Origin of the sequence: Arenibacter lacus (assembly GCF_008711145.1) — a bacterium.
In the GTDB taxonomy this organism is placed as follows: Bacteria; Bacteroidota; Bacteroidia; order Flavobacteriales; family Flavobacteriaceae; genus Arenibacter; species Arenibacter amylolyticus.
The window spans coordinates 66,900-92,522 of the sequence record NZ_VVIN01000003.1 but is presented as its reverse complement, the minus strand read 5'-3'; the positions used below and the strand labels follow the sequence as shown (position 1 = coordinate 92,522).

The window sequence follows — 25,623 nt, the reverse complement described above, 5'->3', positions numbered from 1 at the left end:
TATTCCCTACAGTATAAAAAACCAATTAGGAGCCCATGAAAATTTTAATTATAGAGGACGACCATACCCTTAGCCAGAATATAGGCGAGGCCCTGAAAGCAGAGTCCATGGTGGTCCAAGTGGTCTATGACGGACTCTTGGCAGAACGCATGCTTAAGAAGGAATCCTTTGATTGCGTGGTGATGGATATAAACCTCCCTGGACGCAACGGCTTTGACCTATGCAGTAGGTTTCGGAAGTACAATACCCAAACCCCGGTTCTAATGCTCACCGCCTTTAGCGAACTGGAAGATAAGGTACAAGGTTTTGATTGTGGTGCCGATGATTACCTCACCAAACCCTTTTTTATGCGGGAATTGGTCCTAAGAATTCAGTCCCTAGTAAAACGCAGTGGAAATAATGACGCCCAACAACACAGTACCGTCTTAACTGCAGGCGATATTACCTTGAACACTGCACAGAAAAAGGTCTTTAGGCTAGGGACGGAAATTTCCCTGACTCCCAGGGAATACCAAATTCTCTATCGCTTAATGGAAAATGCAGGGGAGGTTGTTTCCAAATCGGACCTCATTGAAAGAATATGGGGAAGCTCCTTTCAGGCTAACACCAATACCATAGAGGTATATATGAATTTTTTAAGAAACAAGCTAGATAAGCCATTTGGGAAAAACACTATAAAAACCAGAATTGGCTATGGCTATTATGTGGATGTAAATGAAAATTAAGAATCAGATACACATCTATATTTCCGCCACTGTAATAACACTTACAGTCCTTTTCTCTGTTATAATATACGTGCTCTTTGCAGAGCATAGAGAAGAGGAATTTCAACAGCGACAAAACGAAAAAATCCACTATACCCTAGGGCTCATTGCCGAATACAAAGAACTCAGTGAAAGTTTGGCAACCATCATGGACCGGCATAGCATACACGATTTCTTTGATGAGAAAATGCTTATCTATGATCGCAACAAACAACTGATTTTTAGAAGTATCGATGATCTCCCCATCCACAATGCCCAAAATATCCTAAACTCCCTTTCCCCCGCCAACCAATGGATAGAGACCAAAGAGGACGATTATGACCTGATTGGGATATATGTAGAAAGGGAAGACGCCACCTTTTACGCCATCAGCAAGGCCTATGACGCCTTTGGCTATACCAAGCTAAATTTCCTGCAAAATATACTGATCATTATTTCCTTGGCCATTACCGTTATTGTGCTACTCATTAGTCATTACTTATCGGCCAAAATTTCTAAACCCATTACCAGTTTGGCCGAAAAACTGAGCGACATCGACTTTAACGAGCAAAAATTTAAGGGGATCTCAGTGGCCACCAATTCCTATGAAATAAACTACCTCACCGGAAAATTTAATGCACTGGTCAATAGAACCAAGGATGTTTTTTCATTTCAAAAACACGCTGTACAGCATATTTCCCACGAGCTTAAAACCCCCATTGCCATTTTGGTATCGGAATTGGAAAGAGCCAAGGCACAGGACAATCTTTCCCAAAAAAACAAGATTATTGAAAGTCAGATCTTAAATGCCAACTCCTTGGCCGATATCATTACGGTATTGTTGGAGGTTTCCAAAATTGAATCGGGGCGGGCCTTGGCCGTTACGCCCTTGCGCGTAGATGAGATAATATTTACCGCCATTGAGGAATTGGGCATTCTCTACCCCAAGTTTCGCTTCGAAATTGAGTTTCAACCAGAAGTATTTAAGGAATCGCAGTTAGAGCTTAAGGCCAACGAATTATTGCTAAAGCAGGCTTTTCTTAATGTGATGAATAATTGCATTGCCTATAGTTCGGAGCCCCTTGCCAAAATCCGTTTTATTTTTAGCGATCCCCTCTACCTCAAAATAGCCTTTATCAATAGTGGCAATCCCATTAAAAAGGAGGAGGAGAAATACCTCTTCCATCATTTCTTCAAGGGGACCAATAGTCAAGACCCCACAGGATTTGGTCTTGGCTTGGTATTAACCCATAAAATTGTGCAATTACACCATGGGGATATCACCTATTCTAACCCCTCCCCTAACAAAAACATTTTTGAATTAAGCTTCCCCTTAAGCTAAAATTTATCCATTTTAAGGTCTTTTTAAGGTAGTCCTGGCCAGCTTTGTTGCTCATTTAAGATGCAGCCCCTATGACTATTGGTACCCGTATATTTTATTGTATACTTCTTTTCCTATTTTATAATGCAAGTGAGGCCCAGGAACTCCTATCCCTAAACAGGGAAGAGGCTGAGGCCATTTTTTTGGAACAAAACCTGTCCCTGATGGCAGAAAAACTGGAAATTCCCAAAGCGGAAGCCTTGGTGCTCCAGGCCAAGGTTTGGCCCAACCCCTCCCTATCCATAGAGGAGGTAAACCTCTGGGCCACCCAGAGCCAGAGGGAACCGCACGGCGAAGAGCTGCCTCCATTGTTTGGGAATAAGGGTCGCTATCAACAGTTTAGCGTGGGATTGGAACAACTTATTTTAACTGCCGGGAAACGAAAAAAGCTACTGGCTTTAGAACAGGTAGGAGCAGATAAGGCCCAGCAGTACTTTGAAGATCTATTGCGAAGTCTAAAAATTGAATTCCGCCATCAGCTTACCCAAATGCAATATCTGCAACTAAATCTGCAGGTGTACCAGCAGCAACTCCAAGCCCTTAATTATTTGGTTGAATCGTATAAAAATCAAGTGAAACAGGGACATATTGCAAAAGGGGAATACATCCGCTTAAAGGCCTTGGAGATGGAGTTTAACAAGGAAAGTAATGATCTTAAACGCGAACTGCACGGGGTAGAAAAAGAATTAAAGCTACTTATGAGGCTCCCTGCCACTACTCAATTGACCATAACCGAGGCAGGATTTAAACCCCCTTTGCACCAGAACGGCCTTAGTCCCCTCTCCCAGCTGCTAAAACTGGCCGCGAGCTCCCGTCCAGATCTAAAACTGGCCCAGCTTAACCAAGAGGAATACCACCGCCTTTATACTTATGAACGGGCAAAGCGCGTACCCGATGTTACTTTAAAAGCGGGTTATGACCGTGGCGGTAGCATCCTTTACAATTTTATAGGCTTTGGTCTAGAAATAGACTTACCCATTTTTGATAGGAATAAGGGAAATATACAAGCCGCCGCTTTGGGAAGGGAGCAATCCCAAATAATGTTGGACCAGAAATCCCTTGCCGTGGAAAATGAGATTGCCCTTGCTTATCAAAATCTTGAAGACGCCCTAAGCTTTCTACAGGGCATTGATCCGGAGTACGAAACCACCTTGGAACAGTTACTGGAGAACTACAACAAGAACTTCGCCGCGAAGCATATTGGCCTCTTGGAGTATATAGATTTTTTGGATGCCTATCTAGAAAATAAAAAGATCATTCTTGAAGCCGGCAAGGAATTACTCCTAAGAAAAGAGGAATTGAATTATGCCGTTGGACAAGACATTATTAAATAACCTGAAACAATACACATGAACAATAACACATTATTCCCATCCATCTTCATCTGTTTAATTGCTGGGCTACTACTCGGTAGCTGTGCAGAAACGGTGCCACCTCCAAAACCAAGTAAGGATGCTTCCTACTGCATGGATGATAATTTTAAGAACAAAATTGCTATTACGAGCCCTATTAGAAAAATGGTTACGGAAGACATACACCTTACGGGGGCCGTAGAACCCAATCCCGATAAGGTGGTTCATTTTATGAGCTTGGTAGATGGTATTATCTCCAAAACCTATTTTTCTTTGGGTGATGAGGTGAAGAAAGGCCAGATATTGGCCGAAATGCAAAGTGTAGATCTTTCCAAACTCTATGCCCAGTCACAGACCATTGACTCACAGATACAGGTGGCCGAAGAAGCTTTAAAGGCCACCCAATCCATGTATGACGACGGAATTTCTTCCCAAAAGAATTTATTACGGGTACAGAGCGATCTCGCTATTTTAAAAGCCGAGAAAGAAAAAATAAATGCCAATCTACGATTGTACAGTGCCAGTCCAGAAAAAGGGGTCTTCAAAATAAAAGCACCGCATTCTGGCATCATCACGGCCAAGGCAATTGCCACTGGCACCCCTATTACGGCCGGAGGGGAAACCCTTTTCACTATCTCCGATCTAAATGAAGTATGGGTCACCATTAACGTGTACGCCACTAATGTGCAGGACATTACCCCTGGGATGCCGGTAAGTATTCAATCGCTTTCCTATCCGGACGAAACCTTTGAAGGAAGCATTGCTGCCATCTCCCAAGTATTGGATGCGGAGGCCAAAGTCTTAAAAGCGCGGGTGGTACTGCCTAATTCGGATTTAAAGTTAAAACCTGGCATGTTGGTAGATGTTTTCGCCCTTAAAGAAAGTAACAGGGAAGCCCTGAGTATCCCTACCGATACTATGGTCTTTGACAACAATCAGAACTACGTGGTTGTCTATAAGGACGATTGCAATCTAGAAATTAGAAAAATATCCATCCTCACCAGGAGCAATGGAAACACCTTTATTGCTAAGGGCCTGGAAGAAGGGGAAAACATTATAACCCGGAATCAGCTTCTAATCCACGAACAAATCAAAAATTTCCAGAACTAATTCACCTTGAAAGGAGCATAACCGAAAATTGGTCGCCAGCCCGAAAGATTCATTCCGGCGGGCAAATACCGAATCAAGATTTGCAAATCGCACCCACCAGAACGACCTAGTCGGGCTGGTATGACCGTTAAAAAACAATAGATATCTACATATGAAAAAATTTATCCAAGGAATAGTAGGCTTTTCCTTAAGGAATTCTATTATCGTATTCTTCCTTACCGCCTTGCTGTTCATTGCAGGCATAGTTAGTTATTTAAACACCCCTATTGAAGCCTTCCCGGATGTGACCAACACCAGGGCCAGAATTATTACCCAATGGCCTGGTAGAAGTGCGGAGGAAGTAGAAAAATTTGTTACCCTACCTATAAGCACTGCGGTAAATACCATTCCCAAAAAATCGCAGGTGAGGTCCATCTCCCTATTTGGGCTTTCCGTGGTAACCGTCATCTTTGACGATGAGGTAGACGATTTCTTTGCCCAACAATACACGGCCAATCGTTTGCAGGGGGCCGACCTCCCAGAGGGTGCAGATGCTAGGATAGAACCACCCTATGGGGCCACCGGGGAAATTTTTAGGTATGTTCTAAAAAGCGACCTTCCCATAAAGGAACTTACCGCCATCCACGATTGGGTAATAGAACGGGAACTGGTATCGGTACCTGGGGTAGCCGATGTAGTGAGTTTTGGAGGCGAGGAAAAAATCTATGAGATAAAAATTAACCCTACGGAACTGGCCAATTACGACCTATCGCCCCTGGAGGTGTTCGAGGCGGTGAGGAAAACCAACATCAATGTAGGGGGAGATATTATTGAAAGAGGGAGTCAGGCCTATGTAGTACGTGGTATAGGTCTGTTGGAAGGAGTAGCAGATATAGAGAATATTCTGATAGAGGTGAAAGGTACCACCCCTATCCTTGTGAAGCATGTGGCCGAGGTAAAGGTTACGGCCAAGCCAAGACTGGGATCGGTTGGACTCCAGGATGAGGAAGACCTGGTACAGGGGATTGTAGTGATGCTAAGAGGGCAAAATCCGGATGAAGTAATTGCCAATGTAAAGGAAAAAATTGCTGAACTCAATGACCGTATCCTCCCTAGTGATGTTTTAATAGAACCTATTATAGATAGGACTACCTTGGTAGATGCTACGGTGAGTACGGTTAGTAAAAACCTAGTGGAAGGCATTCTCCTGGTTTCTATAATTGTGTTTGTATTCCTATTTAACTGGCGAACAACCGTAATAGTTGCCTCCGTTATTCCCTTATCCTTCCTATTTGCACTCATTATGCTGAGGATCCAGGGATTACCTGCCAATTTAATTTCTATGGGAGCCATAGATTTTGGCTTGTTGCTAAAAGGGACCCTAGTAATTGTGGAAACCGTCTTTGTTGCAATGAACAAGAGAGCGAGCCAAATGGGAATGGAGAAATTCAATAAAATGAGTAAGCTGGGCCTGATCAAAAAAAGTGCGGGCAGCGTAGCTACCTACATTGTTTTTGCGCAGATTATCCTTATAGTGGCCTTATTACCCATTTTTTCCTTCCAAAAGGTGGAAGGAAAAATGTTTAAACCCCTGGCTTTTACTTTAGGATACGCACTAACCGGATCCTTGATACTGAGTATCACCTACGTTCCGGCAATGATTAAGCTACTCTTAAAAAAGAATATAGTGGAAAAGGAGAATATGGTTTCCAGATTTTTCCAACAAAACCTCTTCAAGCTATTCCTATGGACCAACAAGAGAAGAAAAGCTACTTTGTACGGATTTGGCGCGCTTTTAATGACATGTGGGGTAAGCTTCCTGTTCTACGGGTCCGAGTTTATTCCCAGCCTAAACGAAGGAGCACTTTACGTGCGTGCCACCTTGCCCAATAGCGTAAATATTGGGGAGGCCAACAGACTTGCCAAAGAGTTAAAAGGAGAACTTAGACAGTTTGAGGAAGTGAAGTTTGTACTTAACCAGGTAGGCCGACCCAATGACGGAACGGATCCCACCGGTTTCTTTAATATTGAGTTTCACATAGAATTGCATCCCGAAAAAGAATGGCAACGAAAGATAGGAAAGCCAGCGCTTGTTGAGGAAATGCGAGAGGTATTACAAAATTACCCCGGCATTGTATTCGGATTTAGTCAGCCTATCCAAGACAATGTGGAGGAATATGTGGCCGGGGTAAAAAGTTCCTTGGTTGTAAAAATTTTTGGGGACGACCTCTTTGAATTGGAAAAATATGCAGACCAAGTAGCCAATAGTATTAGAGATGTGGAGGGAATCGAAGATTTAAATGTATACCGCAATATTGGCCTACCAGAACTGCGTATTCAGATCCACGATAGCAAGCTGGCCCGTTACGCGGTTGATATGGCCGATGCGCAAGCCGTGGTAGAGATGGCCATCGGGGGCCGGGCGGCCACCACCTTTTATGAGAACGAACGGATGTTTGACGTGCGGGTGCGCTTTGCCGAGGAATATAGGGACACCGATGAAAAGATTGGGGAAATACTAATCCCCGCCATGGATGGAAAGAAGATCCCCCTACGAGAAATAGCCACCATTAGTTATATAACAGGCCCCACCTTTATCTACCGCGAAGGCAGTAGTAGGTATATTGCGGTTGGATTTAGTGTAGAAGGCAGGGATTTGGGGAGTACCATAGCTGAAGCAAAACAAAAAGTAGCAGAGAACGTACACTTACCCAAGGCCAATAAAATGGAATGGGCAGGGGAATTTGAGAGCAAGGAGCGCGCCAGTAAGCAATTGGCACGCATTGTTCCTGCTGTTTTGTTGCTGATTCTCTTTCTTTTATACTTTAACTTTGGCACCATAAAAGATACTTTGATTGCGGCAGCTACCATTCCCTTTGCCTTTATAGGCGGATTTATATCGCTGTGGGTCACAGACACTATTTTTGGAATATCGGCCGGAATCGGATTTATAATTCTCTTTGGTGTAAATACTATTAATGCCATTATTTTGATTGCGGTGATGAAAGAAAACATGCGCAAAAAAGGGCTGAATGAAGCTATTTCCAATGGGGTTCACAGTAGAATAAGACCTATTGTAATGATCGCCCTAATGGGCTCCATGGGATTGCTTCCTGCTGCCATGTCTACAGGAATGGGTTCCGAAATTCAAAAACCCTTGGCCATTATGATTGTAGGGGGACTCTTAATCTGTATGATATTGTCTTTAACCGTACTGCCACAACTGTTTTACTGGGCGTATAGGAAGTCGCACCGAAAATAAACCCATTATTATTTTCCTGAATGTAGGATGATTATAAATTCCCCGCGAGTATTCACGGGGAATTTTTTTTTGCATTAGGTTCATTGATAAACCGTAGCTAGATTATGATTATCGGTAGTCTACCCTATTTTCTACGGCCTAAAGCGCCGTGGCTATTGAAAAATAAAGGTCCAGACTGTCCGCCAGAACGCTTCTTTCGGCCTGGCGCTCTACCGGACAAACATGGACTACGTTTATCCAAACATATACGCGTCTTCCTAGAAAAGTCGCAATTGCCCGTCCTTATATTGCTCGTGAAGGGTAGTATTCAGCGGGGGAACAGGAGCATCCTTAAAATACTTCCTTCTGGCCAAATGGATCATTTCATGGATCTGTTGGGCTATTTTACCTTCTCCGCGACTTCGGACACCGAACCTACTGTCGTTTAGTGTGCCCCCATGGCAATCCTTAATCTGGTTTAGCACCTTATCTGCCTTGTTGGGCAGGGTCTTTCGTATCCAATCCTCAAACAGTACCCCAATGGCTCCGTTGAGCCTTACTACGGTATAGCCAAAGGATAAGGCACCATTATCTGCCACTGCTTTGGCCAGCCCAAGAATTTCATGACTGTTTATCCCTGGAATTATGGGTGCCAGCATGGCTTTCACGGGAATCTGATGCTCGGAAAGCTGCCTTATGGTCTCTAGCCGTTTTTTAATGGAGGCCGTTCTAGGCTCCAAGATTCTCCTAGTGGCTTCGGAAAGGGAAGTTACGGACACATTTACACCAATTAGATGGTCCTTTGCCAATTGGGTTAAGATGTCCAAATCCCGTAGCACTAGGCTATTTTTCGTAATAATCCCTACGGGATGCTTATATTTTAGGAATACTTCCAAGCAGGCCCTTGTAAGTTCAAATTCACGTTCTGCCGGTTGGTAACAGTCCGTATTGCCCGAAAGTACAATGGTGGCTGCCTTCCAACGCTTGCTTTTCAGCTTTTCTTCTAACAAGCTTGGGGCATCCTTTTTTATCAGAATTTTTCTTTCAAAATCCAACCCGGCACTATACCCCCAATACTCATGGGAGTTACGGGCGTAACAGTAAATGCACCCATGTTCACATCCTTGGTAGGGATTTAGGGAATAGGCCATCCCTACATCGGGACTATTCACTTTATTTACGATGGTTTTAGGATAAATAGGAAGGTACTGGGTTTTATTGGAAGCGACCTCCTCTCCCTCCAGTCGGCAAAACTCCAGAAAATCGTCTCGCAGCTCATTGGAGAACTCGGAAAAACGATTGTTTGAATTTTGTTGGGCTCCACGCCCTTTAATAACTGGATTCACTTTCATAATGATGGATTTACTCCAAAATTATGGAATAAATCCAATTGCAAAAAAGTAAATATGTTAATTTATGTTTGATTAATTATTGAAAAACCAACTAATGGTCCAAGGGAAGCTAGCGAATGTTTCAGGGACGGCTCGTGGTAAGAGCGGAAAATACCCGACTTAGATGCTTGGGGCTACCATCGGAAAAAGGCAAAGATGCTTATTGTGCCACCACCCTAATCACACGCGATACATCTTTAGGAAAGAACTCTCACTTTTAAGGCAAGGCTTGGGGCCCCAACTTCACTTTTACCAATTGTTTTCTAGATCCCCTTTTGGCGTAATACAGCATACTTTTATCTACATCGTCTATCAAAGGTTTGGAAACCATTAGGGGGAGTCGGGCTTCATGATTATCAATCACCTTTTCATAGCTAATCTTCCCATCCTTGTCCAACATAATCATAAACACGTTCTTATTCCTACCCAATCCCTGCTTAAAAAAGAGTCGCTCCCCTGGTAGGAGTTGCGGATTTTCCGCTCCTGTACTAATCAGGTAATAGGTATTATCCCCTTTTGTGAGGGAACTATAAGACGTATAAGCTCCGTCCCCTTGGGTTACCTCGGCCTTATTTATGTTTCTTGCCCAAAGCATATCGCCATCAATACTCAGTTTGGCGCTTACAATATCGTTATAATGGTATCGGTTAATCTTTAGCCTAGATCCTGTAGGATCGGACTGAAGGCTGGAGGTCACAAAATACTCCTCGGCATTAAAAAGAATATTATTTTCCGGAGTGAGACAGAGGTTTTTAAAGACCAGATTTTTCACCACATTATCTTCCCCCCTCCCAAACTTATCGGCCATAAACTGCGGAGAGAAGGGATTGTATTTTTTTTCACGAATGGCTAGGGTCTTGAGATCTAGGTTAAAATAGGCCAGACCATTATATCTATTGTCTTTTCTATCAGCATAAAAACCCACACAAACCAACCTATCTTGGACTAGCATGGGCTTTAAAGACTCGGAATACCGACCGGTATCATCAAAGGTTTGGAGGGTGCCTCCGTCCGTACTGATCCTTAATAATTCGTACTGAAACTTTCGGTCTGTTGCTGCAAAGCGGCGTTTTTTAAAGTAGGCTTTCCCCACTAAATACACCGCATCCAAATTCTTGGATGTCACCATATTCTCGAACGCATAGTTTTTCTCTTCCAAGTCCCCGGAAAAATCGTATTCCAACAATTTATTCAGGGAGCTATTGAAGAGATACAACATATGAGTATTTACTTTCCCCCGTTTAAAATGCGTACTTATCACAAAAGCGGATTCGTCCGGATTAAAAAACGCGGTGGTAGTAAACCCTCTCGAAAAATTTCTATTGTAGTAATTGTGCGCTAGGGGATTGCTTACCTCCTGGGAGGGAACAGACAAAATGGGGTGTGCCGTAAAACCGTAGGTACTAATGGGACTCCTATGAACCACGTAGTCATAAGTTCCTTTTAGCATATTGTATTCTAAAAGCAACATGTTTAACTGACCATTTTTTACAAAGGCGTTAATGAAATGTCGACCTTTTAAGCGGTAATTATATTCTGCGATCAGCTCTAGGTTCTTATTGTAGTGTTCAATATAATAACCCTTGGGTTTAAGGACAATCCCGGTATAATAGGAGCGCACCAGTATGGAGCCCCCCATGCCATCGTCGGAAATATCCAAGAGCTTTGAGTATTTATACCGATCGTGATAACGCTCTCCAAAATGGTACTCCACTGGTATTTCCTGTGCTTTGGAAAAAGCGAAAAGAACACAAAATAAAAGGGTGAGGCAATACTTTAGTGGAGCCATGCGGTGGTTTATTGGTTATTACATATCGGAGAAATCGGGTTTTCTCTTTTCCAAGAATGCGGTGGTTCCCTCTTTAAAATCGGAGGTACCGAAACATTTCCCAAAAGCCTCAATCTCAATTTCATACCCGTTTGCGTTATGATTAAAACCAGCATTTATGGCTTTTATTGCATTCTTAATGGCATTGGGCGAATTTCTACAAATTTTGGCGGCTATCTTTAGGGTAAGGTCCATTAGGTGTTCTTGTTCTACTACATGATTTACCAAACCAAATTCTAATGCCCTAGCCGCATCGATCATTTCGCCACCAAGGATCATTTCCATGGCGCGACCCTTCCCTATTAATTGTGGTAGGCGTTGTGTACCCCCATACCCAGGAATAACACCTAGAGAGACCTCTGGCAGCCCCATACGCGCATTATGGCTGGCAATCCTAAAGTGACATGCCATGGCTAGTTCTAGCCCACCTCCCAGAGCATATCCATTGACCGCTGCAATTACGGGCGTTCCCAAATTCTCTATAAAGGAAAATAACTGCTTATGTCCGGTAGCTGACAATTTCCCCCCTTCCTTGGTGGAGAAATCGGCAAATTCAGCAATATCGGCTCCTGCCACAAAGGATTTTTCCCCACTCCCAGTCAAAATAATAACTCTAATGGTTTTATCCTTGTCCAGCGCTTTAATGGCATGGTGAAGCTCCCCAATAGTAGCCTTGTTCAACGCATTCATTTTGGAAGGCCTATTTAGGGTTACCGTGGATATGGCACCCTTCTTACTTATCAAAATGTTCTCGTATTTCATTTCCTAACTTATTTTAAATAAAGTATTTCTAGCTAATTAAAATAGATTATATAAACCAATTGCCAAAATATAATGGCTCATCTACCACAAACCACTTCTATAAAAATAGTTTTAGTGGGGTTCTATTGGGAACTTTACCGTAAAAATGGTTCCTTTTTCTGGTTTAGACTCAAAGTCAATGGTTCCCTTAAAGGTCTCCACAATATTCTTTACCATGCCCAAGCCTAACCCCATGCCACTACTCTTGGTGGTAAATTTTGGTTCAAAGATGCGATCCTTTACTTCGGGTCGGATGCCGATGCCATTATCCGATATCTGGATACTTACCCAACCATTATCTCTAGCCACGGTGACCAGTACCCGTGGTTCCTCTTCCAAACTAACCGCCTGGATGGCATTTTTAACTAGATTGGTCACAACCCTAATTAGCTGGGTACGGTCTAGTACGCTAATAATCTCCTCTTCCTCCGAGGAAAATTCAATGTAGTTCTCGTTAAAAATATCTACCGCCAGCTTAACGATCTTAACCACATTTAGGGTTTCATTCTGTTGGGCCGGCATTTGGGCAAAGTTGGAGAAAGCCGATGCAATATTGCTCAAGGTATCTATTTGTTGAATAAGTGTCTTGGAATATTCGGCCACTTTCTCGGAGATATCCGGATCCTTAGGGTCAAATTTTCTTTCAAAGCTCTGCACCCCAAGCCGCATTGGGGTTAATGGATTTTTAATCTCATGGGCCACCTGTTTGGCCATTTCGCGCCAAGCCTGTTCTCTTTCCCCTTTGGCCAATTTGGCTGCACTTACTTCCAGCTCATCAATCATGGCATTATAAGAGGCAATCAATTTCCCAATTTCCTCACTAGGATTCTTTATGATGATCTTTTCGTTCCGCTTGGCAATATTGGTCTGGTTTAATCTATACGATATGGTCTGCAAGGGCCTAGTTATATAGAGGGAAATAAAATAGGCCATTACAATTGCCAGCAATAAAACAAGCATATAAGCCCAAGTAAGTCGCATTAAGATCTCCTTTAACTCCCTATCATTAAAAGAGCTGTCCTCAAAATAGGGCAGGTTTAATATACCGATAGGTTTAAACTTATTATCGGTTATAAAAGTATAAGAAGCTTGATATTTAAAACCTGCCGCTGTTTTTTGCTCCACAATTCGCTTGGACGGATTGGAGCCCAGCTCGTTTAAAATTTCTGCCTCTATACACCTAGAGATGGAGTCTACCTCAAACTTGGGTCGGGAGCTTTTTAACAACTGACCTTCCAGATCATAGATGTTAAAGTTGATGTTCTGCACCAGGGCAATTTCATAGATTTCGTCCTTAAATATATAGGGAAGATTTTCCGTGGTAACCGGGTAGGTTGTTTTTTGCAGGGTAAGGTCTATACTTTGTTTAATCTGTTCCTCCTTACGTTCCATACGTTCCGCATGGTATTCCCTGTTTTGCTCGCTATACTGATAAATGGTCACGACGGCAATCAGGATAAAGGCGATGACCACCAAAAATATCATGGCGATAATAATACGACTTCGCAGGGAAATGGTTTTGAGCAAGGGAAATCTATTTTTTAGTATTTAAATATAGCAATTATCACACCAAACCCAATAGGGAAATTGGAAGGCAACCTATGCTTCGGGATTTTTATCCCGAATCCGCTTATAAAGTCGGATACCCAGCATCAAGAGGATACCCAATACGATGATCCCTACCACTCCAAAAATCCAATTGAAGGCATTTTTTAGAATTACCAAAAAGACAATGGCAAAGAGGATTAAGGTGGCACCTTCGTTCCAGATGCGCATAAATTTGGAGGTGTATTTTATCTCATCGCGTTGCAACTGACCAAACATCTGATGGTTTTTTAAATGATAGGCGATCAGCAGTACCACAAAGCCCAATTTAACATGCATCCAAGGTTGTTGTAACCAAGCGGGGAACAACAGCAATAACCAAAGGGCAAAGATAGTAGCCAGAATTGCGGAGGGCCAAGTAATGATGAACCACAAGCGCTTGGTCATCAATTTAAACTGTTTAGTAAGAATCTCCCTTTCTGGAGAGGACTTCCCATCCGCCTCTATATGATATATAAAAAGGCGCGGAATATAGAACAAGCCTGCAAACCAGGTAATCACAAAAATGAGGTGCAAGGCTTTAATATAGTTGTAATATTCGGACATAGATTCTCAATTACAGGGTAAAGATAATAGACCCTTTATTATAATGCTAATGTTATTGGAGGCCAGCGGTCAATTTATGATGGGTCCTTAACAGCTATTTCACTTCCAGGAATTAATTTATTCTTTACTTCCCTTCGCAAAAAGTAGCCGGTAACCACTGTTGCCAACACATCGGATATAGGGAAGGAAATCCATACCCCCAACTCTCCCAGATAATTGGGCAAAATTAAAATGAGCGGTATAAAAAAGAAACCCTGCCTGGATAGGGTAAGCAATAGGGCGGGCACTGCCTTCCCAATTGCCTGAAAATAGGCGGCCCCAATCAGCTGAAGTGCAATTATTGGCGTGGCGGCAAACACCCATCTCATGGCTGCCGGGGTATGCTCTAACACAAAAGCATTCATCGCTAATTCCTTGGCGGAAAGGTCGGGCCTAGAGCTCAAAAAGAGTCCGGCAATTTCTGCTGGAAATATCATAAGCCCTATAAACACTGCTGTAGCTAATATGGCCGCGTACTTAATAGCCGTATTGATGGATTCCCGTACCCTTTGGTATTTTTTAGCCCCGTAATTAAAGCCAGCTATGGGCAAGAAGCCTTGTGTAACCCCAAACACAGGGAAGAGTGCAAACATAAGCATGCGTCCAATAATCGCATACACGGCCACCATGGCCTCCCCTCCCAAATTAAAGAGGATGTTGTTCATTAAAAGGTAAATTACACTTACCACTGCTTGTCTAGATAAGGTAACAAAACCAAGGGCTCCAATTTCCTTCAGAATCCCCGTACTGAATCCCAAATGGGACCAATTAATCTTTAGTTCGGAGTTTTTGGAAAGGAAAAAGTAGAGAATATAGGCAAAACACAGCACGTACCCAATGGTAGTAGCCCAAGCCGCACCGGTCATCCCCCAATCCAACACATAGATAAAAATGTAGTCTAACACCAGGTTACCTACCGAGGGGATAATCATGGCGTTCATGGCAAACTTGGGTTTGCCCTCTGCCCGGATTACGGTGTTTCCCATCATACAGAGCGCCAAAAAAGGGACTCCGTACAGCACAATGGTATAATAGATTTTAGCGGTCTCAAATAGGTCGCCCTTCCCTCCAAAAGCAGGAATAAGACTATCGGTATAATACAAGCCTAGGATTACCATTACGACCGTTACCAATAGGGTAAGGGCAATCTGGTTCCCAAAGGTTTTCAACGCTTTCTCTTGTTTGTTGGCCCCTAGGGCACGGGAGATAATACTAGCGCCCCCAATACCGATCGCCATTCCCAAGGCCCCTATAAAAAAAGACACGGGCAGCACTACGTTTATGGCGGCTATAGCAATAGAACCAATCCAATTCCCAACAAAAATGGAATCGACCAGCACATTGAGCGACATCACCAAAATCCCGATAGCAGCAGGTACCGCCTGTTTTACCAGGAGTTTCCCGATGGGCTGATTCCCAAGCTGATCTGCCGAAGCCCTAGACATATTAAGCGGGGAGCGTTTCTTTAAGCTGCCAGTCGCTTATCCAGTTAACCATAAGCTCTACCCACTCTTGGTCATCATTTAAACAGGGAATATACTTATAGTCTTCACCACCGGCGTCCTTAAATTGTTCTTCACCTTCCATGGCAATTTCCTCCAGTGTTTCCAAGCAATCTGCAACAAAGGCAGGGGTAATAACGGCCAAACGTTTAACCCCTTCTTTTCCAAGACGTTCAAATTCGAAATCGGTATATGGTTTTAACCAAGGGTCATTGAGTAACCTAGATTGAAAGGAGATGGTTACCTTCTCATCGGGAAGGCCCAATTCTTTTTTAATCTTTTCCGTCATGTCAAAACATTGATGCCTATAACAGGTAGTATGGGCCACCGAATTGGTGCTACAACACTTATCATCCAATTTACAATGAAATTGAGTGGGATCCTTCTTATAAATCTGTCGTTCTGGGATTCCATGGTATGAAAATAAAAGGTGATCAAAGTCAAAGTCTTTTAAGCCTTTGGTAATACTATTACTCACCAATTTTACATAGTCCGGATTTCCGTAAAACGCAGGCAAGGTGGTAATTTTCATTTCCGGAAAATGGGCTTCCTTCTCTTCCATAGCTTTCACTACTACGGTTTCATAGGAAGACATGGCGTAATGCGGATACAAGGGCACCAACAAAACGTCTGTAACTCCCTGCTCTTTCAATTCCTGAAGTCCATTTTTAATGCTCATACTCCCGTAACGCATTCCCAAGGCAACGGGAATTTCAGAGAGTTTCTTCACCTTGTCCGTAAACCTTTCCGAAATAACTACCAAGGGCGACCCCTCTTCCCACCAGATTTTCTGATAGGCTTCGGCCGACTTCTTAGGTCTGGTTCTCAAAATGATGCCGCGCACAAGTATCGTTCGCCACCATAAAGGCACATCAATTACCCGCTCATCCATTAAAAACTCGTCCAAATATGGCTTTACATCTTTCGGGGTGGGACTATCGGGAGATCCCAGGTTTACCAACAAAACTCCTTTCATTATAAAACTGCTAATTATTTAATGTTGCACAAAAATAACACTTGTAAAGGAACTAAAATTTAAAACACCCAAATACTTCTCGATCCTACTATAGAGGAAGTCGATTCTACCCCCTGTAAGCGCGCCCACTAAAGATTCTTGCTCCCTCTCCCCCTCCAAACTGCTACCCAACCCGCCCCTTATAATTCCAAAACCATTCAGTATAAAATTTTTAAATCCCAGAAACCGGCTTTCACTACACCCCTCCCTAAAAACAAGAAGTCTTCTCAATTGATAAGTAGAAACAACTGCAAATTGGTGTAGTTATAAAGTAAAAAGACTATACCAAACTTCAAGCAAAAACAGCAAAACAACCCCTACCACCCTGTCAATAAGCTACTTACCCACACAACATACCGTTAAGTATTTACAATCAAGCTCCTTTAAGCGAGAATCACGACTTTAATCAAAATCCCGCCACCTTAGCTTTAGGCAGTTTGGTGTTTGGAGGGTGCACCTATCTTTATCCCTTGAAAAAGCACCTAGAAGCCATTACATTTTGTATTTTTGAAGGGATGCTTTAGGCAGCACAAGTGGCACGGGTTTTGTTCCTAAAACCAACAAACAAAGCATCCAAAAGAATATTTACACCCAGCTATGAACTTATTAGGTTTTAAATTTTTTGGCCCCACGAGTCGCATTTTGGCATTGCTAGTCCTATCAGTGGTTACCTCAGTTGGGAATGCCCAGGACATTATTTGCTCCCTACAGGATCGAAAAGCTTTTGAAGCTAAAATAACTGAAATCTCAAATTTAAATTCTACTAACCTAGGGGAAACCATGGTAGCTGTGGGAAAAACATTTATAGGCATTCCCTACGTGGCAAAAACTTTGGAAATTGGAGATAAAGAATCCCTGGTGGTGAATTTACAAGGCTTGGATTGCACCACTTTTGTAGAGAATGTACTGGCTTTTAGCCGCATGCTGGCAATGAATCAGTCCGATTTTAATTCCTATACGGAGCACTTAGAGACCATTCGGTATAGAGATGGTACCCTAGATGGCTACCCCTCTAGACTTCACTACTTTTCGGAATGGTTTGCCAACAATGAAAAGAAAGGACTTATAAAGGATTTAACTGCCAGTATGGGCGGGGTGGAAAGTAGCAAGGAGATTAATTTTATGAGTACACACAGAAACCTGTACCCATTTTTAAAAGAGGTTGAAAACTACAAAAAGATCAAAGAATCCGAACAGTTTTTAAAAGACCAGTCCATCTTTATCCTTCCTCAGGACAAAATTGCCGAGATGGAATATTTGATACAGAGCGGGGATATTATCGCCATGACCACCTCTATAGAAGGACTAGACATCACCCATACGGGAATAGCGACCAGAGAAGCAGATGGCAGAATCCATTTATTGCACGCTTCCACAGGCTCCATGGAAGTAGAAATTACCACCCTTCCCTTGGCAGACTACTTAAAAGAAGTGAAGAATAATACGGGAATTATGGTAGCTAGGGTAATTACCCCCTCTTTAAGCTTCCGCCGATTCTAATAGCCCTGAAAAATACCTATCAGTATACCACTCTGCTCTCCTGCTTTCACCAACTCCCTAGCAGCCCCTTGTGTATGTACGATGGCACCTAGCTAGAATTCCAGTCTAGAGAATTAAAAGGTATTTGAGAAAAAAACAAGCACCAACCTCAGGGCTGATGCTTGTAAATTGGTAAGTGTTTAACTTTAGAGCCTACACCTTATATCTAATTTTGGTTTTCCTTAATCCACAGAAATAAGATGTACGTCAAATATAAGTACGGACCCCCCAGGGATGGAACTATAGTCCTGACTGCCATAACCTAAATGAGAAGGCACCAACAACATCCCGCTACCGCCTTCCTTAAAATATTGAATACCCTCTGTCCAGCCGCGAATAACCCGCTGCAGCGGAAAGGAAATTCCTTCCGACGGACTCTGATCGAACACCTGTCCGTTGGTGAAGTACCCTTTATAGGCCACCGTAACCTCGGAAGTTGCGGTAGGTTGCACCCCATCCCCTTCCTCGTTAATTACATAATAAAGTCCGCTAGCACTTTTTTCTGCCTGTAGGTTATTTGCCTCTAGATAAGCAACAATTTCAGAGTCGTTCTTGGCCCTAAAATCGGTTTCCCCATTTTTCCCACAGGAAACCACAAGGGTAAGTGTTAAAACAAAAAGCAATTTTTTCATAAACTATATTTTTTTCAGGAACAAATATAATACAAAATGGCGCTAACCATCAGCCTAATATACTGGTGGTTCCACAAAAAAAACACCTAGTACCGCTATCCAATTTATAGCGAAAAAGGTGTTCTTGTCTGAATAGAATTTCACTAATTACACCACAAACCCATCCCTATAGGTCCTAGTAACAAACTGATTGGCCGCTTCCAAATTGGTGATTCGCATATTCTCCCCATCCCACAATAACTTTTTACGGGCAAAGAAGTCCATTTTCCCTTCCTCGTTTTCCCTTTGCAGCAGATAACTTCTTATAGCCAGATTCCCCATCAATACGGTTTCTGTCATTGGTCCCGCATAATCAAAGGAAGATGTTAGCCCCAGGTGCTCTGTACTGCCAAAACCAGCTTTACAGGCATCTACCCACTTCCTGTGATGTCCGTACTCGGGCTCATCACTTACTTCTACCTCGGGACCAAATTCCGTAGTCCCATCATTCAGGTATAATTTTGGCATCAAGGGAGAGCTATCATTAATATTGGTAGAAATAATCCCGTTTTCACCTATAATCAATACCCCATTCCTACTTCCATCTCCTCCAATATCATGATCAGCAGGAATAATCTCTGGATGGGAGGGTCTAATACCTCCATCGCTCCATGTCAATTCTATAGGGGAGCCACTTTTCTCGGTAGCATCAAAATGCAGGGTTATAAAGGAAGAAGCAGGACACCCTTCTGGATGGTATTCCGGAGTCCACATTTTTGTATATACGGCCCCCACACTACATTCGGCATCTGTAGGATATTTAAGTCCCAGGGTACGGAAGGGAATGTCTATCAAATGACAGCCCACATCCCCCAAGGCACCGGTACCATAATCCCACCACCCTCGCCATCCAAAGGGATGCATATTTGGTGTATAAGGCTTTAAGGGCGCCGGTCCTAGCCATAGGTCCCAATTAAGGTCCTTTGGTTTGGAGCCGGGATCTGGTTGAGGCATGGCACCCCCCTGTGGCCATACTGGCCGATTGGTCCACACCTGCACCTTGGAGATAGCTCCTAATTGACCAGAGTCTACCCACTTTTGCACCATTCCCAAGAGGGGGTTAGACCCCCCTTGATTTCCCATTTGAGTGACAATTTTCTTTTCCCTTGCCATCTCGGTAAGCCTTCTGGCCTCCCTAATATTATGGGTCATGGGCTTTTGCACATAAACATGTACTCCACGTTCCATTGCGTAGGCTGCTGCCGGGGCATGAACATGGTCTGGGGTAGAGATGGTCACGGCATCTATCCCCTTTTCTTTATCCAGCATTTCCCTATAATCCGCATAAACCTTTGCCTTTGGGAACTGCGCGAGGGATTTAGCGGCCGATCCGGAAAAATCCACATCGCACAGGGCAACTACTTTTTCCCTGCCCCCTACTGAAGCATGGCGGATGTCACTGGCTCCCTTACCCCCAGCACCAATGGCTGCCAGATTTAATCGGTCGCTCGGGGCGGTATAACCTACCCCGCCCAGCACAAATCTGGGTACAATAAAAATGGAGGAGGCCATAGCCCCTTTTCTAATAAAGGAACGACGGGAAGTATCCGCCTTGGTCGGTTTTTTATTTTCCATAATCACATAATTTTAAAGTCGGTATATAAATCCATTCTCGTTATGGGAGGTCCATTCCATTATTGGGCTGGTCTGCCTCAGCTCCTATTACAAAAAATGAAAGCAGCCATTGGCAGCAGTGCGTACTAAGCTACTAAAGGACGCAGTGCGATAAAAAAGATAAAAGCAATATAATCAGGATAATAGGGAATAACCAACGGTATTTTATCGAATTCCGATCAAAATTTGTCATGAGGACAGAAAAAGACCCAAGAAACCACGACCTCAGTAATTCTTGGCCATAAAAAAAGCCATCGCCTTTAGAAACCCTTTGCGATGGCTTTAATCTATAGTTTTATGGATGCGAAAAATGGTCCTAGTTTGTCTTTAAAACATAAAGGCCACTATCTTTTTGTTTAAAACCTAGACTCTTATATAGACTGATAGCTGCCTTCCGCTTATCATTACTAAAAAGTAAAATTTCGGAAAGGCCATCTTTCTTGCCCTCATCTACCAGCTTCTCCATCAACTTACGTCCTAATCCCTGTCCTCTATAGGCTTTGTCTACCACCACATCCTCTACCCAGCCCTTATAACCGGAAATCACAGTATAGGTACACATTAAGGCAATCCCCACCATTTTATCCTTGTCCATACAATAGGCGAAGGTAATAGCGTTTTCTGGCTTAAAAACTTCGTCAAGATTCACCTGCTCTATGGTGTCGTTCAACTGGGAAAATAAATCCTTTACTTGTTGTGCAAAGTCATCGTTTACGTCCGATGGTTGTAAAATGGCAATCTTCATGGTATTTCCTTTAATTTGCTAGCTCCTAATCTGAGGTTCACCTAAACCAATGCTCCTTGGAAGCTAGGAATTGTTAAAAATGAATTCCCAAAGATAGGAAAGGTTTTAACATCCATAACCTTAGCAACCAGAGAAAGGGCTTTATACCAAGAATCACCCATTATATTAAAATATAGAAGGTTCCTGTACACTCCTATAACAGCACCATAGGTCAGCCCACGGTTCAAGAGAAACCTTTTATAAAACTGGAAAAAAGCAAGGTAGATTTCGGAGTTTGCGATCTATAGATCGCGCCCCAAACAGTAAACGATACCTCCTACCAAATGCTGTCTAAACAGGGGATCATCATAGGCCGCCTCCGTATGGCCAAGCCCGGTATAAAAAGCCCTCCCCCCATCAAATTCGTGATACCAAGCTATTGGGTGATAGTCCCCATTCTCGCCTCCCTCGTAACTACTTTCGTCTAGCTGCATCACTACCTGGATATCGGGATTGATATTTCTAAAATTATACCATTCATCAAAATGGGTCCACGTATCTTCCAAATGCTCAGTTGCAGGGTGATCGCGATCTACCACTTCCAAAAGTGCCTCCTGTTGTTTGGGGTGACTTTTAAAGTAAGCCCCTACCAACTTCCCATACCAGGGCCACTCATATTCCGTATCTGCTGCAGCATGTATTCCCATAAAGCTTCCCCCACCACGGATATACTCCTCAAAGGCTCGCTGCTCCGCATCCCCTAACACATCCATGGTGGTATTTAGGAATACCACCAGTTGGTAATTTTTAAGATTAGCTGAACTAAATTGTAAAGAGTCTGAGGTTTGAGTTACCGCAAAGTTATTGGTCATTCCCAACTGAACCAAGGTAGTCACTCCTTTTTCTATGGAGCTATGCCTAAAACCATTGGTCTTTGTAAACACCAACACCTGATCCTTGCTTTTCATAGTTGCCGGCACCAAACGCTGGGGTACGGTTACTGGATGGGTGTGCAAATGGGGATTTAGGATAACCTCTTCCTCAATTTTGGCGCTACCGCATCCGGCAATCACCACTAGGGCGATAAACGCCAGTACTGTTTTAAGTTGTTTCATTATAGTGCTTTAACTTTGGTTCTTGACCTTAAATATCGCTATTTTAATTGGAACCTAAGGCACGGAACAACATGAATTCCCGACAAGTAGCCCTAACTAAATCACAAGGCAGCTACCGCCCTATACGTAGTTTACAAGTAATCATTTTTTATATCAGCCAAAGCATCAATTATCCGTTGGCCATGGACATAAGATATTTTTTTGGGGTAGTCCCGTATCTTTTCTTAAAGGCAGAAATAAAATGGCTGGCCGTACTATAACCTACCTTAAGTCCCACCTCGTTTACATTAAACCTTCCGGTTTCCAGCATTTTGCGAGCATACTCCATTTTATAATCGAAAAGAAAACTAAAAACAGTATCCCCGTAAATTTGTTTAAATCCGTCTTTTAACTTCTTAAGGCTCAACCCAATCTCCTCGGACAGCTCTACCAGGGTAGGTGGCTCTGCCATTCTGGAAATAATGATTTCCTTGGCTTTTCTAATTCGCCTCACATTGTCCTCATCCACTAAAAACGGACACTGTTCCATATCCGTATCCCCAGTCTTATTAAAATAGAGAGAGATCAGTTCATAAACCTTTCCCTTAACATATAGCTCCTTGATGGACGGATGCAGGTTGTAATTCATTATCTGGCTAAGCACAACCGCAATGGCGGGCGATACCGGATCCTGGGAATAATACTTCTTGTCTTTATTCTCTGCGCTTAAAAAAGGAATATAATTTGCTTCCTTGGAAAATAGGGAATGGAATTTTCGAATGGTCATCACCACAGAAACCATCCAAGAATTAGGACTCAATACCAAGTTTAGAGGTAAATCTACCTGGGTATTATAAAGCAGCAAGGAGTTCTCCTCGGACACCTCCAAGGAATAACGCCCTTCGTTAAAGACAAAGGTTGCCCCGCCTTTTAAACAGAAGTGAAATTGAATATACGTACTGTCTATCTCCCTGGTAACCGACTGACTATCAATACTATCATTCTGAATCTTCAATAAATAAAAGCCGTCTTCCACAAATACCTCCTCGAAGGAACCTTGAGCGATGTTTTTCTCTTTCATAAGCTGCAATTTAAGGCGTTTCTATTTAGATGCATTCTAAATAAAATAGATGCAAAATGCCTACACACCCGCTAAATTAGCGCATTAAGGCCTTATTAATACTAAATATTAGTTAAAATCCTACAATCGATACTAATTGTTCTTCTAGCGTTATTTTAATACCTTTGTTGCAGTTAATTTTGCGGCACTCTTAAGAGTTCTTATGAAAGATTATAATATTTCTAAACACAGTTCATTTTATGCGATTGGCCTCAATTACAAAAAGGCTGACGCTGTTATACGGGGTAAATTCAGCTTAAGCGAAGATGCGATAAGCCAATTGCTAGAGCAGGCAAAGAAGAATGACCTGGAGGACCTCTTGGTCACCTCCACGTGTAACCGTACCGAGTTATACGGATTCGCCAAACATCCATTTCAATTAATCAAATTGTTATGCGATAATACCCAAGGCACCTTGGAGGAGTTTCAAGAAGTAGCCTATGTATATAAAAACTACGATGCCATAAACCATCTGTTTAGGATGGGAACCGGATTGGATAGTCAGATTTTGGGCGATTTTGAGATTATCAGTCAGTTGCGCCAGAGCTTTAATCGGTCCAAAAAGCACAAAATGGCCCAACCCTTCATGGAGCGCCTGTGCAATTCCGTAATCCAAGCAAGTAGAAGGATTAAGAATGAGACCGAGATTTCTTCGGGGGCTACCTCAGTAGCTTTTGCCTCGGTTCATTACATCATCAACAATGTACCGAATATTTCAGAAAAGAACATTCTACTTTTCGGAACTGGAAAAATAGGAAGGAACACCTGTGAAAACCTTATTAAGCACACAAAAAACTCACATATCACCCTCATAAACCGCACCAAGGGTAAGGCAGAGAAAATTGCCGGCAAATTTAACCTGATTGTTAAGGATTATGGGGATCTACAAACGGAAATTCGCAACACGGATGTCCTCATTGTTGCCACTGGTGCACATACGCCCACCATTTCCAAGGAGCTGATCCACACTAAAAAACCCTTATTGATCTTGGATCTTTCCATTCCAAAGAACGTATCGGAAAATGTTACGGACTTAGAGAACGTTACCGTGGTACATTTGGATCATTTATCTCAAATGACGGATGAAACCCTGGAAAACAGAAAGAAATATGTTCCCCAGGCCGAAGCGATTATTAAGGAGGTAAAGGGAGATTTCCTCAAATGGCTAGAAACCAGAAAATTTGCCCCGGTAATTAAGGCTTTAAAAGAAAAGCTGAGCACCATGAAGGAGGAAGAATTGGATTTCCAGAGCAAAAAGCTCACCAATTTCAACTCCGAACAGGCAGATATTGTAACCGAACGTATCATACAAAAAATCACCACCCAATTTGCCAATCACCTCCGAGAGAAGGAAAGTGATTCCGATAGCAGCTTGGAACTTATACAACGGGTTTTTCAACTAGAATTGGAATCAAAATGAAAACGATAAGAATTGGCACACGCGATAGTCAACTTGCACTATGGCAAGCCCATACCGTACAATCAGAATTAGAAGCACAGGGATATAAAACCGAAATCGTGGCTGTAAAATCTACGGGCGATTTGGTACTTAACAAACCCCTGTACGAACTGGGCATCGTTGGGGTGTTCACCAAAACATTGGATGCAGCCATGATCAATGGCCAGGTAGATATTGCCGTGCACTCCATGAAGGACGTTCCTACACGGCTCCCCAAAGGGATTATACAATCTGCCGTATTACCAAGAGCTCATTCCCAAGACATACTCGTCTATAAGGAACTCGATTTCCTTAATGGGGAAGGCACCGTAGCCACTGGCAGCTTAAGGAGGCAGGCACAATGGCTTAACAAATATCCAAACCACAAGGTCAGTGATATTCGTGGGAACGTTATTACCCGACTCCAAAAGTTGGAAGACAATCCATGGAACGCAGCCGTTTTTGCCAAGGCAGGCCTAGAGCGAATTGAGGTATTACCAGAAAACCATATCGACCTGGACTGGATGATTCCTGCCCCAGCGCAAGGGGCCATGGTAGTGGTTACCATGGAGAACGATTCTTTCTCTACGGAAGCAGTCAGCAAACTTAACCATACACCTACCGCTATGTGCACCCATGTAGAACGCCAATTCCTTCAGGTATTGGAAGGCGGTTGTTCCGCACCTATTGGCGCGTTGGCCACCCTAGAAAATGACCAGTTGCATTTTAAGGGCGTGCTACTTTCATTGGATGGCAAGGAGAAAATGGAGATTAAAAAATCTATTCCCAGCAAGGAGTACGCAGACTTCGGAAAGGCCTGCGCTTTAGAGATCTTAGGGAATGGCGGAAAGGAAATAATGGAAAACATAAAAGAAGCATTGGCATAATCC

The 25,623-nt window shown here is 42.9% G+C and carries 20 protein-coding genes; 8 read left to right on the top strand and 12 right to left on the bottom strand.

Features of this window, described 5'->3' with window-relative positions; translation table 11 throughout:
• Positions 1-35: 35 nt before the first annotated feature.
• The 5 genes from F1E73_RS02360 to F1E73_RS02340 all read left to right on the top strand — a co-directional run bounded on the left by F1E73_RS02360 (position 36) and on the right by F1E73_RS02340 (position 7,827).
• Positions 36-725: a response regulator transcription factor gene (locus F1E73_RS02360; protein ID WP_086476426.1), complete on the top strand. Its 690-nt coding sequence runs from the start codon at positions 36-38 to the stop codon at positions 723-725.
• A complete protein-coding gene (locus tag F1E73_RS02355) occupies positions 715-2,085 on the top strand; it encodes a sensor histidine kinase (RefSeq protein ID WP_150451010.1) in 1,371 nt (456 codons plus the stop codon). The genes F1E73_RS02360 and F1E73_RS02355 overlap by 11 nt, the downstream gene beginning before the upstream one ends.
• 71 nt (positions 2,086-2,156) lie before the next feature.
• Positions 2,157-3,458 (top strand): TolC family protein, encoded by a 1,302-nt coding sequence (locus F1E73_RS02350; protein ID WP_150451009.1) that lies wholly within the window; start codon positions 2,157-2,159, stop codon positions 3,456-3,458.
• A 15-nt stretch (positions 3,459-3,473) separates the two neighbouring features.
• A complete protein-coding gene (locus F1E73_RS02345; RefSeq protein ID WP_150451008.1) occupies positions 3,474-4,586 on the top strand; it encodes an efflux RND transporter periplasmic adaptor subunit in 1,113 nt (370 codons plus the stop codon).
• 151 nt (positions 4,587-4,737) lie between these two features.
• Complete coding sequence (locus F1E73_RS02340; RefSeq protein ID WP_150451007.1) at positions 4,738-7,827, top strand: efflux RND transporter permease subunit; 3,090 nt, start codon at positions 4,738-4,740, stop codon at positions 7,825-7,827.
• Between the two features lie 257 nt (positions 7,828-8,084).
• Here the strand turns inward: F1E73_RS02340 and F1E73_RS02335 are convergent, their stop codons facing one another.
• The 7 genes from F1E73_RS02335 to hemH all read right to left on the bottom strand — a co-directional run bounded on the left by F1E73_RS02335 (position 8,085) and on the right by hemH (position 16,494).
• Positions 8,085-9,158 carry a PA0069 family radical SAM protein gene (locus tag F1E73_RS02335; protein WP_150451006.1) on the bottom strand — a complete coding sequence of 358 codons (1,074 nt, stop codon included), beginning with the start codon at positions 9,156-9,158 and terminating at the stop codon, positions 8,085-8,087.
• Positions 9,159-9,414: 256 nt separating this feature from the next.
• Positions 9,415-10,986 carry a hypothetical protein gene (locus F1E73_RS02330; RefSeq protein WP_150451005.1) on the bottom strand — a complete coding sequence of 524 codons (1,572 nt, stop codon included), beginning with the start codon at positions 10,984-10,986 and terminating at the stop codon, positions 9,415-9,417.
• 18 nt (positions 10,987-11,004) lie between these two features.
• Positions 11,005-11,787, bottom strand: coding sequence for an enoyl-CoA hydratase/isomerase family protein (locus F1E73_RS02325; RefSeq protein ID WP_086476433.1), 783 nt, complete (start codon positions 11,785-11,787; stop codon positions 11,005-11,007).
• 111 nt (positions 11,788-11,898) lie between these two features.
• On the bottom strand, positions 11,899-13,311 hold the full coding sequence (locus F1E73_RS02320) for a sensor histidine kinase (RefSeq protein ID WP_086476434.1): 1,413 nt from the start codon (positions 13,309-13,311) through the stop codon (positions 11,899-11,901).
• 114 nt (positions 13,312-13,425) lie between these two features.
• Positions 13,426-13,977, bottom strand: a complete 552-nt coding sequence (locus tag F1E73_RS02315) for a CopD family protein (RefSeq protein ID WP_086476435.1) — start codon at positions 13,975-13,977, stop codon at positions 13,426-13,428.
• A gap of 74 nt (positions 13,978-14,051) precedes the next feature.
• The gene (locus tag F1E73_RS02310) at positions 14,052-15,461 is read right to left on the bottom strand and encodes an MATE family efflux transporter (RefSeq protein WP_150451004.1); all 1,410 of its coding nucleotides are present in this window, start codon (positions 15,459-15,461) and stop codon (positions 14,052-14,054) included.
• Position 15,462: 1 nt separating this feature from the next.
• Positions 15,463-16,494 carry a ferrochelatase gene (hemH, locus tag F1E73_RS02305; RefSeq protein WP_086476437.1) on the bottom strand — a complete coding sequence of 344 codons (1,032 nt, stop codon included), beginning with the start codon at positions 16,492-16,494 and terminating at the stop codon, positions 15,463-15,465.
• A gap of 636 nt (positions 16,495-17,130) precedes the next feature.
• Here hemH and F1E73_RS02300 point away from each other — a divergent pair.
• Positions 17,131-18,033 (top strand): N-acetylmuramoyl-L-alanine amidase-like domain-containing protein, encoded by a 903-nt coding sequence (locus tag F1E73_RS02300; protein ID WP_150451003.1) that lies wholly within the window; start codon positions 17,131-17,133, stop codon positions 18,031-18,033.
• A gap of 221 nt (positions 18,034-18,254) precedes the next feature.
• Here the strand turns inward: F1E73_RS02300 and F1E73_RS02295 are convergent, their stop codons facing one another.
• The 5 genes from F1E73_RS02295 to F1E73_RS02275 all read right to left on the bottom strand — a co-directional run bounded on the left by F1E73_RS02295 (position 18,255) and on the right by F1E73_RS02275 (position 23,256).
• Entirely contained in the window at positions 18,255-18,704 is a 450-nt protein-coding gene (locus F1E73_RS02295) for an FKBP-type peptidyl-prolyl cis-trans isomerase (protein WP_086476440.1), read from the bottom strand.
• Between the two features lie 147 nt (positions 18,705-18,851).
• Positions 18,852-20,318: a Gfo/Idh/MocA family protein gene (locus F1E73_RS02290; protein ID WP_150451002.1), complete on the bottom strand. Its 1,467-nt coding sequence runs from the start codon at positions 20,316-20,318 to the stop codon at positions 18,852-18,854.
• Positions 20,319-20,673: 355 nt separating this feature from the next.
• A complete protein-coding gene (locus F1E73_RS02285; RefSeq protein ID WP_086476442.1) occupies positions 20,674-21,102 on the bottom strand; it encodes a GNAT family N-acetyltransferase in 429 nt (142 codons plus the stop codon).
• A 281-nt stretch (positions 21,103-21,383) separates the two neighbouring features.
• Positions 21,384-22,196, bottom strand: a complete 813-nt coding sequence (locus F1E73_RS02280) for a ThuA domain-containing protein (protein ID WP_150451001.1) — start codon at positions 22,194-22,196, stop codon at positions 21,384-21,386.
• Between the two features lie 169 nt (positions 22,197-22,365).
• Positions 22,366-23,256, bottom strand: coding sequence for an AraC family transcriptional regulator (locus F1E73_RS02275; RefSeq protein ID WP_086476444.1), 891 nt, complete (start codon positions 23,254-23,256; stop codon positions 22,366-22,368).
• A gap of 202 nt (positions 23,257-23,458) precedes the next feature.
• Here F1E73_RS02275 and hemA point away from each other — a divergent pair, with 202 nt between their 5' ends.
• Together hemA and hemC are read left to right on the top strand one after the other, a co-directional pair.
• A complete protein-coding gene (gene hemA / locus F1E73_RS02270) occupies positions 23,459-24,715 on the top strand; it encodes a glutamyl-tRNA reductase (RefSeq protein ID WP_086476445.1) in 1,257 nt (418 codons plus the stop codon).
• Positions 24,706-25,620 (top strand): hydroxymethylbilane synthase, encoded by a 915-nt coding sequence (gene hemC / locus F1E73_RS02265; protein ID WP_086476446.1) that lies wholly within the window; start codon positions 24,706-24,708, stop codon positions 25,618-25,620. Before hemA ends, hemC begins: the two co-directional genes overlap by 10 nt.
• Positions 25,621-25,623 lie beyond the last annotated feature (3 nt).

What these genes read in the sequence shown, in the direction of transcription:
- F1E73_RS02360 (WP_086476426.1), top strand. Translation starts at nt 36, where the DNA reads ATGAAAATTTTAATTATAGAGGACGACCATACCCTTAGCCAGAATATA.
- F1E73_RS02355 (WP_150451010.1), top strand. Translation starts at nt 715, where the DNA reads ATGAAAATTAAGAATCAGATACACATCTATATTTCCGCCACTGTAATA.
- F1E73_RS02350 (WP_150451009.1), top strand. Translation starts at nt 2,157, where the DNA reads ATGACTATTGGTACCCGTATATTTTATTGTATACTTCTTTTCCTATTT.
- F1E73_RS02345 (WP_150451008.1), top strand. Translation starts at nt 3,474, where the DNA reads ATGAACAATAACACATTATTCCCATCCATCTTCATCTGTTTAATTGCT.
- F1E73_RS02340 (WP_150451007.1), top strand. Translation starts at nt 4,738, where the DNA reads ATGAAAAAATTTATCCAAGGAATAGTAGGCTTTTCCTTAAGGAATTCT.
- F1E73_RS02335 (WP_150451006.1), bottom strand. Translation starts at nt 9,158, where the DNA reads ATGAAAGTGAATCCAGTTATTAAAGGGCGTGGAGCCCAACAAAATTCA.
- F1E73_RS02330 (WP_150451005.1), bottom strand. Translation starts at nt 10,986, where the DNA reads ATGGCTCCACTAAAGTATTGCCTCACCCTTTTATTTTGTGTTCTTTTC.
- F1E73_RS02325 (WP_086476433.1), bottom strand. Translation starts at nt 11,787, where the DNA reads ATGAAATACGAGAACATTTTGATAAGTAAGAAGGGTGCCATATCCACG.
- F1E73_RS02320 (WP_086476434.1), bottom strand. Translation starts at nt 13,311, where the DNA reads ATGATATTTTTGGTGGTCATCGCCTTTATCCTGATTGCCGTCGTGACC.
- F1E73_RS02315 (WP_086476435.1), bottom strand. Translation starts at nt 13,977, where the DNA reads ATGTCCGAATATTACAACTATATTAAAGCCTTGCACCTCATTTTTGTG.
- F1E73_RS02310 (WP_150451004.1), bottom strand. Translation starts at nt 15,461, where the DNA reads ATGTCTAGGGCTTCGGCAGATCAGCTTGGGAATCAGCCCATCGGGAAA.
- hemH (WP_086476437.1), bottom strand. Translation starts at nt 16,494, where the DNA reads ATGAAAGGAGTTTTGTTGGTAAACCTGGGATCTCCCGATAGTCCCACC.
- F1E73_RS02300 (WP_150451003.1), top strand. Translation starts at nt 17,131, where the DNA reads ATGAACTTATTAGGTTTTAAATTTTTTGGCCCCACGAGTCGCATTTTG.
- F1E73_RS02295 (WP_086476440.1), bottom strand. Translation starts at nt 18,704, where the DNA reads ATGAAAAAATTGCTTTTTGTTTTAACACTTACCCTTGTGGTTTCCTGT.
- F1E73_RS02290 (WP_150451002.1), bottom strand. Translation starts at nt 20,318, where the DNA reads ATGGAAAATAAAAAACCGACCAAGGCGGATACTTCCCGTCGTTCCTTT.
- F1E73_RS02285 (WP_086476442.1), bottom strand. Translation starts at nt 21,102, where the DNA reads ATGAAGATTGCCATTTTACAACCATCGGACGTAAACGATGACTTTGCA.
- F1E73_RS02280 (WP_150451001.1), bottom strand. Translation starts at nt 22,196, where the DNA reads ATGAAACAACTTAAAACAGTACTGGCGTTTATCGCCCTAGTGGTGATT.
- F1E73_RS02275 (WP_086476444.1), bottom strand. Translation starts at nt 23,256, where the DNA reads ATGAAAGAGAAAAACATCGCTCAAGGTTCCTTCGAGGAGGTATTTGTG.
- hemA (WP_086476445.1), top strand. Translation starts at nt 23,459, where the DNA reads ATGAAAGATTATAATATTTCTAAACACAGTTCATTTTATGCGATTGGC.